The organism is Bacillus marinisedimentorum, from assembly GCF_001644195.2.
Lineage (GTDB): Bacteria > Bacillota > Bacilli > Bacillales > Bacillaceae_O > Bacillus_BL > Bacillus_BL marinisedimentorum.
On the sequence record NZ_LWBL02000044.1, the window covers coordinates 1 to 12,907 of the forward strand.

General features: G+C 46.2%; 17 protein-coding genes. 5 read left to right on the forward strand and 12 right to left on the reverse strand.

What is annotated here, in order from left to right:
• Positions 1–16: 16 nt before the first annotated feature.
• Positions 17–214: a zinc-finger domain-containing protein gene (locus A4U59_RS13445; protein ID WP_066174008.1), complete on the reverse strand. Its 198-nt coding sequence runs from the start codon at positions 212–214 to the stop codon at positions 17–19.
• Positions 215–308: 94 nt separating this feature from the next.
• Positions 309–971 (reverse strand): reverse transcriptase-like protein, encoded by a 663-nt coding sequence (locus A4U59_RS13450; RefSeq protein ID WP_066174010.1) that lies wholly within the window; start codon positions 969–971, stop codon positions 309–311.
• Positions 972–1,096: 125 nt separating this feature from the next.
• Between A4U59_RS13450 and A4U59_RS13455 the strand changes: the two genes are divergently transcribed.
• Entirely contained in the window at positions 1,097–1,798 is a 702-nt protein-coding gene (locus A4U59_RS13455) for a queuosine precursor transporter (protein WP_066174012.1), read from the forward strand.
• Positions 1,799–1,818: 20 nt separating this feature from the next.
• The gene (locus A4U59_RS13460) at positions 1,819–2,205 is read left to right on the forward strand and encodes a reverse transcriptase-like protein (RefSeq protein WP_066174014.1); all 387 of its coding nucleotides are present in this window, start codon (positions 1,819–1,821) and stop codon (positions 2,203–2,205) included.
• Positions 2,206–2,381: 176 nt separating this feature from the next.
• Here A4U59_RS13460 and A4U59_RS21795 read toward each other — a convergent pair whose 3' ends face one another.
• Complete coding sequence (locus A4U59_RS21795; protein ID WP_425388904.1) at positions 2,382–2,726, reverse strand: DUF6123 family protein; 345 nt, start codon at positions 2,724–2,726, stop codon at positions 2,382–2,384.
• 42 nt (positions 2,727–2,768) lie between these two features.
• Between A4U59_RS21795 and A4U59_RS21085 the strand changes: the two genes are divergently transcribed.
• Entirely contained in the window at positions 2,769–2,909 is a 141-nt protein-coding gene (locus A4U59_RS21085) for a small, acid-soluble spore protein L (RefSeq protein WP_106406342.1), read from the forward strand.
• Positions 2,910–2,962: 53 nt separating this feature from the next.
• Here the strand turns inward: A4U59_RS21085 and A4U59_RS22420 are convergent, their stop codons facing one another.
• The 5 genes from A4U59_RS22420 to A4U59_RS13485 all read right to left on the reverse strand — a co-directional run bounded on the left by A4U59_RS22420 (position 2,963) and on the right by A4U59_RS13485 (position 7,280).
• On the reverse strand, positions 2,963–3,094 hold the full coding sequence (locus A4U59_RS22420; RefSeq protein ID WP_281183670.1) for a hypothetical protein: 132 nt from the start codon (positions 3,092–3,094) through the stop codon (positions 2,963–2,965).
• A gap of 53 nt (positions 3,095–3,147) precedes the next feature.
• Positions 3,148–3,999, reverse strand: coding sequence for a sulfurtransferase (locus A4U59_RS13470; RefSeq protein ID WP_066174016.1), 852 nt, complete (start codon positions 3,997–3,999; stop codon positions 3,148–3,150).
• A 4-nt stretch (positions 4,000–4,003) separates the two neighbouring features.
• Positions 4,004–4,270 (reverse strand): DUF2533 family protein, encoded by a 267-nt coding sequence (locus A4U59_RS13475; protein WP_066174018.1) that lies wholly within the window; start codon positions 4,268–4,270, stop codon positions 4,004–4,006.
• 65 nt (positions 4,271–4,335) lie between these two features.
• Positions 4,336–5,073, reverse strand: coding sequence for a nucleotidyltransferase domain-containing protein (locus A4U59_RS13480; protein ID WP_066174021.1), 738 nt, complete (start codon positions 5,071–5,073; stop codon positions 4,336–4,338).
• 110 nt (positions 5,074–5,183) lie between these two features.
• On the reverse strand, positions 5,184–7,280 hold the full coding sequence (locus tag A4U59_RS13485) for a peptidoglycan D,D-transpeptidase FtsI family protein (RefSeq protein ID WP_066174025.1): 2,097 nt from the start codon (positions 7,278–7,280) through the stop codon (positions 5,184–5,186).
• A gap of 364 nt (positions 7,281–7,644) precedes the next feature.
• Between A4U59_RS13485 and A4U59_RS13490 the strand changes: the two genes are divergently transcribed.
• The gene (locus A4U59_RS13490) at positions 7,645–8,523 is read left to right on the forward strand and encodes an NAD(P)-dependent oxidoreductase (RefSeq protein WP_066174028.1); all 879 of its coding nucleotides are present in this window, start codon (positions 7,645–7,647) and stop codon (positions 8,521–8,523) included.
• 54 nt (positions 8,524–8,577) lie between these two features.
• On the opposite strand, the gene A4U59_RS13495 is transcribed toward A4U59_RS13490, so the two are convergent.
• The 4 genes from A4U59_RS13495 to A4U59_RS13505 form a co-directional block, all read right to left on the reverse strand.
• Positions 8,578–9,303: a CBS domain-containing protein gene (locus A4U59_RS13495; protein WP_245680561.1), complete on the reverse strand. Its 726-nt coding sequence runs from the start codon at positions 9,301–9,303 to the stop codon at positions 8,578–8,580.
• Positions 9,304–9,406: 103 nt separating this feature from the next.
• Positions 9,407–9,574: a hypothetical protein gene (locus A4U59_RS21390; RefSeq protein ID WP_157888183.1), complete on the reverse strand. Its 168-nt coding sequence runs from the start codon at positions 9,572–9,574 to the stop codon at positions 9,407–9,409.
• Positions 9,575–9,724: 150 nt separating this feature from the next.
• Positions 9,725–10,216, reverse strand: a complete 492-nt coding sequence (locus A4U59_RS13500; protein ID WP_066174102.1) for an isoprenylcysteine carboxyl methyltransferase family protein — start codon at positions 10,214–10,216, stop codon at positions 9,725–9,727.
• 61 nt (positions 10,217–10,277) lie between these two features.
• A complete protein-coding gene (locus A4U59_RS13505) occupies positions 10,278–11,363 on the reverse strand; it encodes a type III polyketide synthase (RefSeq protein ID WP_066174035.1) in 1,086 nt (361 codons plus the stop codon).
• Between the two features lie 211 nt (positions 11,364–11,574).
• Here A4U59_RS13505 and A4U59_RS13510 point away from each other — a divergent pair, with 211 nt between their 5' ends.
• Positions 11,575–12,033, forward strand: a complete 459-nt coding sequence (locus tag A4U59_RS13510; protein WP_066174038.1) for a chemotaxis protein CheX — start codon at positions 11,575–11,577, stop codon at positions 12,031–12,033.
• The last annotated feature ends 874 nt before the right edge of the window (positions 12,034–12,907 follow it).

Genomic DNA, 12,907 nt, shown 5'->3' on the forward strand with positions numbered 1-12,907 from the left:
CGGCCGGGGCCTTTTTTCAGCAATTTTTCTCTTGTTTGCCCGCGAGCAAGCTTCCGTATTCCTGCAGCTTTTCTCCCACTGTACACGAGTTGATGCAAAATGAGTGGGCATATGCTTTGCCGCCGGTGCGGCGATGATGTTCTTTCAAAAAACAGTCGCTGCAGTAAGTATCTAAAAGGCTTCCCGCCTCTTTTACAGCTTTGACACGATTCATCCTTTCACTCCCTGCTTCTCTATGGCTGCTTGGTTGGCTCAGTAAGGGAAGACTCCAATGTACGGTTATGTTTGTGACCTAATTCGTAAACGCATTATCCGGTGATGATGGTGCTGCCGTCAATCAGAGTTCCTTCAAGTCCCTTATGTGCGAGTTCATGTGCTTCCTTGTTCTTCTTCCGGTCAATCAGTTCCCAGCGGACCTTCAGGCCGAGGTCTTCCAGCTTCTGTTCTATTCTGTCCAGCCAGGTGTTCAGCGTTTCATCATAACAAGGCCACTCGCCGGAAGCCTGATTAATGGCACCCGCTGAATCGCCGCTGATACCAATTGTCTGATGCTGGATGCCTGCTTCCTCCATCATAACAACAAGATTCCACAATGCCGCATATTCTGCTTCATTGTTGGAAGAGAGTTCCTGCAGGCTGGCATTCCGTCTGATCCGGTGGGTTTTCCCGTCCTTCTTATAGTATATGACCATTCCGGCACTTGCTTTCCCTGCCTTTTTATCATATCCGCCGTCAAAAAATGCCTGTATGTCATGCGGCTCTTCCTCCACTTGCGCAAGGAGGCGCTCCATCTCTTTCCTGTTCCACCGCACATCTTTTTCATCCACAAATATGATTTCTTTTGTCCGGCCTGTTTTGATTATATCATCGGCCAATTGCAAAACTTCATCACCGCTGATCCACCCGGATATAAATTCAACTTCCCGTTTCCTTTTTGGATTCATATACAGCCATTCGATTCGGAACATCATGTTTTTGTCACCTCGGTTTTTATTATTTTATTGCAACATGAACTAATTACTCGTATAATTTACTATTGGTTCTTTTCACCGCGGTTCGAAAACTCCCGCGTCACCAAAACTAGGAGGTTAATTTTATGATTAATGAACTCATCTGGCTGCTGTTTGCGGTCCTGAATTTCATCCTCGTGCTCGCTGCATACCGGATATTCGGTAAAACCGGACTATTCGTATGGGTCGGGGTTGCCACCGTCATTGCCAACATACAGGTCGTCAAGACAGTTGAGCTGTTCGGCATGGTCGCGACACTCGGAAACATCCTCTACGGAACGGCCTTTCTTGCAACCGATATCCTCAATGAAAAATACGGCAAAGGTGAAGCGAGGAAAGCTGTTTGGCTCGGTTTTTTTGTCCTGCTATCCATGACCTTGATCATGCAGGTTGCGCTCGTTTTCAAGCCACACGAAATTGATTTCGCACAGGGTTCCCTTGAAACGATTTTTGGCCTGCAGCTGCGGATTGCTGCCGGGAGCCTTACCGCCTACATCATCAGCCAGTATCTTGATGTATGGCTTTACGGCAAACTTAAGCAGAAATTCAATAAAAACAGCCAATTGTGGATCCGCAATAATGGAAGCACGATGTTAAGCCAGCTCATCGATACCCTTATTTTCACTTCGATTGCCTTTATTGGTGTTTTCCCGTTTGGGGAATGGTTAATGATCGCATTTTCAACTTATATTATAAAATGGATTGTAGCTGTCCTTGATACGCCATTCATGTATATCGCCAAACGTTTCCATAACGGCGGTGAAACGGCGGTTCAGCCTGAGTCCTGATAGATAGGTGATAAACAAACATGATTGAAGTTTATGTTGATGGTGCAAGCCGGGGCGACTCGGGTATGGCCGGAGCAGGCATTTTCATTAAAAACGGCAGTGAAGTCGAACAGCATTCCGTTCCGCTCGGCATTCTTTCCAACCATGAGGCGGAGTATGCCGCTTTACTGAAGGGGCTGGACATCTGTCTTCAAAAAGGCTATACGGTTGTCTCCTTTCGTACGGATTCACAGCTTGTCGAACGGGCGGTGGAAAATCGCTACGTAAAAAACCCTGTTTATGTTCCGCTTCTTGAAAAAGCGCTGGAGCAAATCGACAAATTTGACCTGTTTTTCCTCAAGTGGGTGCCTGCAAAAGAAAACCGGGCCGACCAGCTGGCGAAGCAAGCCATCCATTTAAATGAATGATAAAGCCCCCCTGCTGCTGCCGCCAGGGGGACTTTTTTAATTGTTAGGACTTTTAAAATGTAAGCGTTGTGGATAAAAAGCCAGAAGAGAATCGTCCAGCTCCAGGCGGCAGCGGCTATCGTCATAAGCGCATAATCGCCTTTGGCATTCGCCAATTAAGAACCGCTCCGTGTTTATCAGCTGGCAGTATTCTTTTGTTTAATGAAAAGAAACGCTTCTTTTCTGGTATGTATTTTCTGAGCCTGGAGAGCTTCGAGTACGCCGACGAAGTAACTGCCGTCAAATTCACGCTGCAGTTTCAAGGTGATTTCAATGGCGATATTCACCAGATAATCGCTGGCGCCCGTCAATGTCTGACCAAAAAAGATGAATCCGTACTCCTGACGGTCAAATTTGAAACCTTTGCTATCCAAATACTCCAGAAATTCTTCCACTGTGGCATCCCGTCTAAACAAGCTATCCCCGCCTTTAACCCTGTACTCCATTTCATCATACCGCAATTTTTTTAAATATGCATACATACTTTCAGAAAAAAATTGGACACTAATCGATGAGGTGATTTCATGTCAAAACGACGGAATAATAACAGGGGCAAAGAAGCACCGAGTGTGAATCCGATGGGAATAAGCCCTGGAAAAGAACGCATGGATGATCCGGTAAGCCAGGGTGAAGAAAAAGCCAAGAAGGATAACACGGAACGTTAGCACCGTGTCTGATTGAAATGGAAAAGCTCCCGCTGCGGCGGGAGCTTTTCGCTTTAACGGTATTCATTTTTCTTAACTTCATTTTCAGCATATGAAGGCATATCTTTGCCTTCTGACCTCATGGCCATTTTCTTTGCATTGTTGTTTCGCTGTGCGTTCGGATTCCCTTTCTTCTGCCTGCCCATCTGCTCAACTCCTTAACAAGTGATTACAGATAGTATGCGCAGCCTCCCGGTGATTATGAACGCGAGTTATTGCTGCCTTCTCCGGCAATGGGGTTATCCTCATATGAGCACCAGTCACTCCAGCTGCCAGGATACAATTTCACGTTCGTGTATCCGGATTCCGACAGCGCCAGGATATTCGGGCAGGCTGTCACGCCTGACCCGCAATGAACGATGATTTCCTTTTCACGGTCAACCTGTCCGAATTGCCGCTCAATGACGGAAGCTTGTCTCCATGTATTGTCGTCCCTGAGCAGGTTTTTCCAGAAGTGATTGACGGCACCTGGTATATGCCCTGCAACGGGATCAATCGGTTCTGTCCGGCCTGCATACCGTTCCGGTTCCCGCGAATCGATGATCACCGTGCCTGTGCCATGGAGTCTGGATTTCACTTCTTCCATATCGGCAGTCAATTCAGATTTGACGGCCGGGACAAACCTTTGCGGCGGATGCTTTGCTTCATCTGTTTCCACAGCGAAGCCGGCTTCTTTCCATGCTGCAAATCCGCCGTCAAGGACTTTCACCCGATTGTGGCCCATATAACGAAGAAGCCACCATAGCCGTGAAGCCATTGCTGAGCCTTGATCGTCATAAGCTACGACGAGCGTATCATTTCCGATGCCTGCTTCTCCGAGCTTATCACTGAATTGTTCGATATCAGGCAGCGGATGCCGGCCGCCGTGTTTAGCTGCCGGCCCTGACAGGTCCTTTTCCAGATCAAAATAGACGGCGCCGGGAATATGTCCTTCCTTGAAGTCACGTTCTCCCTTTGAGGGATCGCCAAGGTCGAACCTGCAATCCACCGCGATGACCTGACTGTCATGCAAATGCTGGTAAAGCCACTCAGCTGGCACGATCGTTTTCATCGAATCACCCTTCCCCGGACACTTTTCTTGCATATGCTTCCACCATCTCGATTGTCACATTCCGGCGAGGAGGTACAGCCCCTTTCCTGGCAAGGGCGTTCATTTCATCTGTGATGCGGTTGATTTCCGCAACATCATATCTGTCTCCGTTCACAGCCGCAGTCACAGCGCTGTCGATTGCTGACTCTCTTTGCTTTTCAAGTTCAATGAATTGCCGGATCCGTTCATGCTGCTCCTGTGAATGAGCCGAGATCGCTTTATGTACACTCATGATTTTTCCTCCTCCTGGGGTGATGGTGTTTCCATTATACCAGTCCCTCATTTTAATCAAAACGTTCAGCTTTTGATTTCTTCCCATAGCCAGCTGTTGAGCAAGCCTGACGAAGGAACGGAATGCGGCAGCCCTGCAAGCCCCTCTTCAAGTTCATTATGCATTCCCTGCAGCCTTTTCATTATGCCCCCGTTCAATCCTGCCTTTTTCCCTATCTTGATTTGTTTAAAAAATGCTTGCATATCCTCCTTTAAATCTTCAGGCAACTGAACGGAATCGATTAATTCATGTATGGTTAGAGGCGGTTTTTTCTCATGTTGGGTCAAGTACAGGACATTGAGCAGCCCTCTTATAAAGTGAATGTGCCGTTTTACATTGTTGCCCGAACTGCTGCAGCGAGTGTTATGCCGAGCCATGTTCCAGTAATGGTAACCAAGCGCTTTCAGTGAATACATATCCGCCACCCCCGATCTCATCAACGAAATCAAGCTGCTGTTTTCAACATGCCGAACCGGAGCGAATAGCCACTCGGCCAGCCCGGGATTTGACTTCTGGTAAAGGCGGAGCGCTTTCTGGATATCCCATCCGTGGAAATCCAGGCCGGCTGCACCATCAACCGTGTCCGGAAGCGGATCGATGCGGACATAGTCCCGCAGCTCCCGCTTATAGATAAACCGGATATCATGGTCGCTGTCAGAATGGGCATAGCCGAACATCCTCGAACCGGTTTCCACCGCATAAAGGATTGTTATTTCGTTCTCGTGTTCGATTCTGCGAAGTTCTTTCATTATCTGCACACTCATCAGCAATCCTCCTTTTATGTACATTTTTCTCAGTGACGGTCCTAGCAATACCATTTGCAGCGAATGAATATGACAGAATGAATGAAAGAAGAGCCCGGCTGCTGCCGGACTCATTCCTGTTCTGTCTCTGTTTCTGTCTCTGTTTCTGTCTCTGTTTCAGTTGCGGAGAGCTTTCCTTCTTTGCTCTGAAAGTAAGCGTGGAGAATGCGCTGGCCGATGTACTTATTAACGGAATAGCCGTCATCCACCCACGGCACAACTACTGAAAACGCAACTTCCGGGTTTTCGTATGGTGCATATCCTACAAGTGTAAGGTTATATCGATCGGTACCATGATATTCCCTTATCGGTCCATAATACTGCGCCTGGGCAGTTCCTGTCTTACCGGCCGCACGGTATTTGTCATACGGCGGAGAACTGAACATGCTCGCAGTTCCCCCGGGCTGAAATACTTGACGGAACCCTTCTTGCACCCGCTTGATATGCTTCTGGTCCATGCTCAGTTTATTGAGCACTTCCGGTTCCACATTTTTCACTATTTTGCCGTCGAGCTCCTGGCCACCACCCGGTTCATATATTTCCTTGACGAGATGCGGCCTCATGCGGTAGCCGTCATTCGCGATAGTGGAAACATACTGGGCAAGCTGCAGCGGTGTATAGGTGTCGTACTGGCCGATCGACATATCAAGGAATATACCGCCGCTTGAGATTGGATTATAGGCCCCTTTCAAACCCGGCGATTCATTCGGCAGGTCGATGCCCGTTTTGATACCGAGACCAAACTGTGCATAATAATTTCGCAATTGACGGTAATATTTTTCATCGATTCCGAGCGGCATTTTGTGGTAATAATATTTTCCCGCCATTGCCATGACGGTTTTGAACATATAAACGTTGGAGGATCTCCGCAATGCAGTCAAATCGTTAATGGCGCCCATCGTCGTATACGATTTCTTCGGATTGGCTCTAGAGAGGTAAATAGGCTGGTCAACAAGGACCTGGCCCGGGCTGATCGCGCCTGAGTCGTAACCGGCCAGGACGGTCGCACCTTTTATGGCAGAGCCGACTTCATATTGGGTTGACATGATGCCGAACGAATAATCTTGAATCATCCCTTTTCCGTCATTCACAAGGTACTGTTTGCCTGTCATGGCCAAAATTTCACCGCTCTTTGGATCCATCATGACCGCAAAAGCGCGGTCGAGCAAGTTGTTGCCCGGCACTCCTTTGGCTTTCCGCAATTCTTCCTCTACAATCTTTTCCACTTCTTGCTGCAATTCAATATCAATCGTCAACTGAAGGTCATTGCCGCGCCTTCCTTCTGAAACGGTTTCTTTTTCAAGTTCGTTGCCGGCCTTATCCGTTACATACTTCACTTTTTCCTTGCGCCCTCTCAGCACGTCCTCGTACTGGTACTCAAGGAATGTCTTTCCGACCCGGTCATTTCGCTCATACCCTTTGGAAGAATAGTAGTCAAGCTGATCTGCAGGAAGGCCTTGATCTGATGTTGTCACGCTTCCCAGGATGCTTGAGAAGGTCCCGCCATACGGGTATTCCCTTTCCCAGTCAGTTGTTGTATCAACACCGGGAAGTTTTTCAAGATTGGAGCTGACGACGGCAAACTCTTCATTTTTCACATCATCATTTTTAATGATCTGGGTTGTGAACGCGTAGCCTCCGTCCATCTCCCGCTTTATGGCAAGCACTTCAAGTTCCCTGTCTGTGAATGAATTGATTTCTGCGTCTGTTATCCGGTCAAGAATAAGTTTATATTCTTCTTTATCATCAAGTTCATCTTTTTCTTTTTCAGTCAGTTTCGCCATCGCTGCTTCTTTATTTTTCAAAATCCAGAAATCTTTTTTATCGCGGACCGGAATGTTTTCTGTGCTTTTATCTATCATTGTTGCAAGCTTCTCGGCGGTTTCAAGCCGCTGGTTCTGGGAAACTTGCTGGGATTTCGTGTAGGTGATCGCCTTGACGGCCCGGTTATCGACAATAAGCCTGCCGTTGCGGTCGTAAATTTTCCCGCGCGGCACAGAGTTGTTCACCGTGACATTTTCGGTCCGGTCCACTTCATTTTTAAAACTTTCACCATATACGATTTGAACGACGCCCAGCCGTAAAATGAGGGCTGAGAACAGAAGAAAAACAACTAAAAACAATATATTCAAACGAAATGGCAGTTTTTTCTTTTTCTTTTTACCCACTCAATCAAACTCCCCTTTTTTTCTAAACCCCAACTATTGAAGCTAGTAAAATTATACAGCCGATCCGGTACTGTCATCAATGAAAATTTAGCAATTTATGAAACTTGCAGGAATTCATCCAGGAATTCAAGAATTTTTGTACATGCAGTCAAAAAACGGCGGAAATTCTGCTTCTGTCATATTTTCTCATACTTCCTGCTGTTTATCATCTGCTTAAAGAACCTTTTTCAAAGGCTATGTTAAACCTTATTGTTGATTTGGCAGCGTGTTACTTTCCGCACTTGCACAAGCCGCGCCAACACAGGCTATGTTTAAATCAACATTCCTGGATGACGAAGCCTTTAAATAAATGGGAGGGATTTTTATGAAGATTGCTTTTATCGGTCTCGGCAATATGGGGCTGCCTATGGCTACCAATCTCGTAAACGCAGGTTACTCTGTCATCGGCATCAACCGGAGCAAAGGAAAGGAGCAAACCTTTAAAGAACGCGGCGGAATCACAGGATATACTGTCAGCGAAGCTGCAGCCGAGGCGGACATTGTGCTGACCTGCCTGCCGCTTCCTGAAGACGTCGAAAATGTTTATTTCGGTCAGGAAGGCATCATTGAAAATGCCAGAGATGGTCTTACAGTGGCCGACCACAGCACGGTTTCACCTGCGCTCAATAAAAAAATTGCCGATGCGGCCGGCAAACGGGGAATCGGATTTATCGACGCTCCGATCAGCGGCGGCAATTTCGGAGCTGAAGCTGGTACGCTTTCCATCATGTGCGGCGGCGGGAAAGAAACTTTTGATAAATTGAAAGATGTTTTTGAAGTGATGGGTGAAAACATCTACCATGTCGGTGATACCGGGTCCGGGTCGGTTGTGAAGCTGATCAATAATTTGATGGTAAGCTTCCATACCCAGGCGGTCAGTGAAGGCATGGCGCTGGCAAAAGAAATGAATGTCAATCCTGACCTGGTTTTTGATATTTTAAATGCCAGCTATGCGCAGAGCCGGATTTTGGAGCGCCACTATAAAAACTTCATCGCAAAAGACCATTATGAAGCAGGATTTGCCATAAAGCTTCTCCTGAAGGACATGAGGATTGCCGGTGAAATGGCAAAAGAAGCCGAAATGGAGCTGCCCGGCGGCAAAAGCATGACCGCCCTGCTTGAAGAAGCAGCTGAAAATGGACTTGGCGAAAAAGATATGAGTGCCATGCTCCTCAACATGGACCGGCATATGAATAAGAAATAATAATTTTGCGTCTGTTTTTTCTCCTTCCCTCAGGGCGGGAAAAAACAGGCGTTTTCATTTCCTTTTGTACTTCTCCCCGATACTTAATAGATCACGCGGTGTTACCAAACCGAGCAGCTCCACATCCGCCTTCCCTGTTTTGGTGATGAAAACGGCTTCGAGCCTCTGTCCGCTTTTATCGACCGCCTGCAAATAAAGTTCTTTTACATCATATACCGTTTTTTCCTGATTGATGAATGACGCTCTTGTCTTGCTGCTTTCATAACGGAGGAGATCTCCAACTGAGGCTGTTTCCATCGCTTCTGTCGTAATGAAGTCCGCGTGTCCGGCGACCCACCTCGAGATTGAACGGTCGGTAATGAGTCCGGCATACTTATCGCCTTCATCATAAACGGGAAACTGGGAATAAGCATATTTTTTCACTGCCATGACGACTGATAGCAGGGAATCTGTTTTTTTAAAGGCTAGAACCTTCCGCTCGTAAGCAGGAATGACATAAATGGGCTGCATCAGCTCATGAACAATGAATTCGAGTTTTTCAACGACAGAAAGGTGCGGCTCGGCGATGGCCACTTCCGGATAACTTTTGTCATGGACGATTGCATTCCGTAATTCTCCGGCTTCCAATAGGTCCTCCCGAAACTCCATTACGATTCCGTTTTTCCTTTTGGCCATTTCTACAAGCCTGTAAAACGGCATGTACCGGTTAATCCCGACAAGAGATCCGAGATATTCAGCGATTTCGTTATAAGCCTTTATAAATCGTTCGGAGTTTTTCACATTCAATCCCCTTTTCGGTTTTTATTTGTTTATTTTACCATGTAATTACAACCACAAATACGATATGTGAAATTTTTAAACGCCTAAAAAAATAAACCAGGAATCACCTGGTCAGATGCATGTCTTTAATTTCAACGCCTTCCCCGGCGTTCTGCTGTTTGTTAAATGACCGAACCAACTTTACAGCGAAAGAATCATGAACGTGATATAGGACATCGATCATGATGACGCTATAGATAACAACCGTTAATCCGATAAATAAGAAAATCATCATCCATCACCCATTTCACAGTTATTAACCCGCCGATAGTGATAACCATTATCATTTACACCTTAATCGTATCACCACCTCTTTGTTTTCGCAAGGCATAAGCGGGAATGATTCTCATTCTATCGCGCGTTTTTCTATTTTGTTCACAATTTACGGAGTGAAACGCGACTTGCCCTCAAATATATTGGAATAATCCGTCGCTTCGCGAAGCGCTTTTTCCTCCGCCGGAATTCGGATGGAGAGGACAATGATATTCAGCAGCGTAAACAATGCTGCCGTTAAATAAGCGTCAAAAAGTAAAGGAGCACTGAGAAATTCAAGTGCGACAACAACATAATTCGGATGGCGGATATACTTATAAGGACCTTTTGCGACGACATCAGCACCCGGCAGGACGATGATTTTCGTGTTCCAGAACTTGCCAAGCGAAAACAAGGCCCATACCCGCATCGCCTGCGCGAATACAAACAGGGCCAGCCAGAGCGGCCATAGATCCGATATACTCCTCTGGATGAGACCCCCTTCCACAAAAAACATGAAAAAGAACAGCACGTGGACAAGCACGATATATTTGTAGTGCTGACGTCCGTGTTCACGTGCTCCTTTGCTCTTCATCCATGCTTCATTCCTGCGGGCGATCATAAGCTCTGCAATCCGCTGAAAAATAAGGAAAGCGAAAAACCAATAAAAAACCGTCACGGGTTCACCTCCACTCCATCAGCACAAGTTCCGAACTGAAACCCGGCCCAAGCGCGGCACCAAGGGCTTTATCTCCAATTTCCATTCTGTTTTTCATTGCTTCCTCAAGAACAAACAAAATGGTGACAGATGACATGTTCCCGTAATTTTTTAAAACGGCAAGCGGGAGATCGAGCTGTTTCCATTCTATGTCCAGTGCATCGCGGTATGCCTGAAGCACTTTTTTTCCGCCCGGATGTGCGATATATTGCTTTATATCGGCAACGGTTATCGACTGCTCAGCAAAAAACGAATAAACCTGTTCAGGAAGCCAGTCTTTAACAAGTGTTGGGATATCTTTTGAAAAAACGACATACAGCCCTTCATTCATTACCTCCCATCCCATTACGTCCTCTGAATGTTCAAGTGTGGATGACTGGCTGGCATTGATATGTAACAGCGGCCCCGTGTCATCATGCTGCACCGAAGCCTTTTCCCCGGCAACAAGTACACAGGCAGCTCCATCTGAAAACAAAGAGGTGCCGATCAAGTTGCTCTTGGAAAAGTCTTCGTGCTGGAACGTAAGGCTGCAAAGCTCTAAGCTGACCAGCAATACCTTCTCCTCCGGAAAGGCCATACAATATTCATGGGCCCTCGACAACCCTGCAGCCCCTCCTGCACATCCAAGTCCCCATAATGGGATCCTTTTTGTTGTGCGGGAGAACGGCATCTTATTCATAATCCTGGCATCGATTGACGGAGTAGAAACGCCGGTGGAGGACACAAAAAAGATCGCATCGATGTCAGACAGGTGAAAGTTCTTATCTTTCAAACGGTAATTGCCGATGCAGCGTTCAATTGCCTTTATGCTGTATTCCACTGCACATTCAATGTATTTATCATTTTTTTCCTTAAACGTATGGGGTTTCCTGAACCACTCCAGCGGTGCAGAAAAATGCCGCTTTTCGATAAGGCCGTTGTCAAATACGGACAGCAGCCGGTCGATATCCCTGAAGGCAACCCCAAACTGTTCCTTTGCAAATTGTGCGGTTTCCTTCTGCCCCACCACGTGAGGAGGGGCGTATGTACCTGTAGCCATAATAATGCTCATTTTTGAGACCTCCGGCATTTATTTCGTTACTTGTAATATCCCCTATAGTTTCTTCATGAAACCGAAAAAAATGCAGACAGCATGCGGATGCACGCTAAACTGCAGAAATATTTCTTTTCAACCTTCAACTTTTAAGGTGCTTTGCCGATATTAAGGAAAGGAATAATCAACATGCGTATTTTGCCTTTTCGCGTGGATGAGGTGATAAGACATGCAATTAAACGAAAACGTGGCCAAAGTATTGAACGGGGCAATCCAGGCGCTTAAAACGATTGTACCAGAAGGAGTCGAAATATATAAACCTCTGCTCATCGAACATTCATTCACACACTTGCCAATGGCTGTTCTGATTGGAATGACCGGTGATGTACGGGGGCGTCTCTTGATTGACGGAGATAAAACCGCATTTGGTGCACTTGGCGAAAAAATGTTCGGAATGCCGCTGGAAGGTGACTTGCTCGAATCCTTCACAGGGGAATTTGGCAATATGTTCGCGGGCAACCTGTCAACCGTCATATCAAAGGATAATGTCCTGATGGATATCACTCCGCCAACAATCATGACTGGACGTTCGAGGCTTAGCGGTTTTGATAAGGCATTGCATGTACCTATAAAAATGGACAATGATAGTGACATGAATGTTTTTTTAATGCTCGAAACATCGAACTGAACGCCTCATACTCCTTTCATCTATGTTGTGTGGCGATGAATGCTGATAAAAATGGTGCCGAAACAGCCTTCGGCAAAAAGACGATCGGGTTTACTTCATAGGCCAAACTATGTAAATATCATCGGATAACATACTCGTTTTCAAACTGACGAGTTCGGTTTTCGAGTACAAAACAGTATACCGCACACCCAAACAGCAGTCCAATCAGCAATAGAATTGGGCTGCTTATTTTTATTGATTAAAAGTGTTTCTTAATAAGGTAAATGGAAATTGGAACAGGAATTGACACCCCTTTTTAGTAAGATGGCACAACTTCATGTCATCCACTGAGAGGTATGGCGGAATGATGAAAGCAAAGACATTGCATTTTAAAATGAGTGGGTTGATTCCGCTGCAGGTACGAAAGGAAAGGTTAAGCTCCAGGGTAGGCTGCTATCATATACATGAATAATTTATTCCATTAAATGGGGTATTTAATACGGCGGTGTTAAGTACCATGTTGATTTGTACTGAAGTTGAGTGGAGCGGAAGGGGCTTGACTCCTGCTGAAGCAGCGGGACAGCTGAGACCCCACCCGAGCGGAGCATAGCGACGAGGAGGTTCATCGCCCGCCCCGCAACAAAGAAGACACTGTGAGTGCGACCGGAGGGAAGCAGAAACGGATGTCGCACTTGTGCCTGTGGTGAAAGCGAGCCAATGCAGCGGAAATCAACAACGACTTTATACAGGAGCTTTAATAAAGAAAAAGAAAAAAGCTTAGAAAATAAAAATTCTCTAAGCCTTTTCCCTGTGAAATATCATGTGTTTGCGGTTATGAATTCCAAGTGACTTTGTCTGTGATCGGTGATTTGCTCCTCGCAAGTGAATCTGTTTA

Coding starts and splice junctions, on each gene's coding strand:
- A4U59_RS21085 (WP_106406342.1), top strand. CDS start 2,769: ATGTCAAAACGACGGAATAATAACAGGGGCAAAGAAGCACCGAGTGTG.
- A4U59_RS13510 (WP_066174038.1), top strand. CDS start 11,575: ATGCAATTAAACGAAAACGTGGCCAAAGTATTGAACGGGGCAATCCAG.
- A4U59_RS13480 (WP_066174021.1), bottom strand. CDS start 5,073: ATGAGTGTGCAGATAATGAAAGAACTTCGCAGAATCGAACACGAGAAC.
- A4U59_RS13450 (WP_066174010.1), bottom strand. CDS start 971: ATGATGTTCCGAATCGAATGGCTGTATATGAATCCAAAAAGGAAACGG.
- A4U59_RS13455 (WP_066174012.1), top strand. CDS start 1,097: ATGATTAATGAACTCATCTGGCTGCTGTTTGCGGTCCTGAATTTCATC.
- A4U59_RS13470 (WP_066174016.1), bottom strand. CDS start 3,999: ATGAAAACGATCGTGCCAGCTGAGTGGCTTTACCAGCATTTGCATGAC.
- A4U59_RS13490 (WP_066174028.1), top strand. CDS start 7,645: ATGAAGATTGCTTTTATCGGTCTCGGCAATATGGGGCTGCCTATGGCT.
- A4U59_RS21795 (WP_425388904.1), bottom strand. CDS start 2,726: ATGTATGCATATTTAAAAAAATTGCGGTATGATGAAATGGAGTACAGG.
- A4U59_RS22420 (WP_281183670.1), bottom strand. CDS start 3,094: ATGGGCAGGCAGAAGAAAGGGAATCCGAACGCACAGCGAAACAACAAT.
- A4U59_RS13475 (WP_066174018.1), bottom strand. CDS start 4,270: ATGAGTGTACATAAAGCGATCTCGGCTCATTCACAGGAGCAGCATGAA.
- A4U59_RS13460 (WP_066174014.1), top strand. CDS start 1,819: ATGATTGAAGTTTATGTTGATGGTGCAAGCCGGGGCGACTCGGGTATG.
- A4U59_RS13500 (WP_066174102.1), bottom strand. CDS start 10,216: ATGATCGCCCGCAGGAATGAAGCATGGATGAAGAGCAAAGGAGCACGT.
- A4U59_RS21390 (WP_157888183.1), bottom strand. CDS start 9,574: ATGATTTTCTTATTTATCGGATTAACGGTTGTTATCTATAGCGTCATC.
- A4U59_RS13445 (WP_066174008.1), bottom strand. CDS start 214: ATGAATCGTGTCAAAGCTGTAAAAGAGGCGGGAAGCCTTTTAGATACT.
- A4U59_RS13505 (WP_066174035.1), bottom strand. CDS start 11,363: ATGAGCATTATTATGGCTACAGGTACATACGCCCCTCCTCACGTGGTG.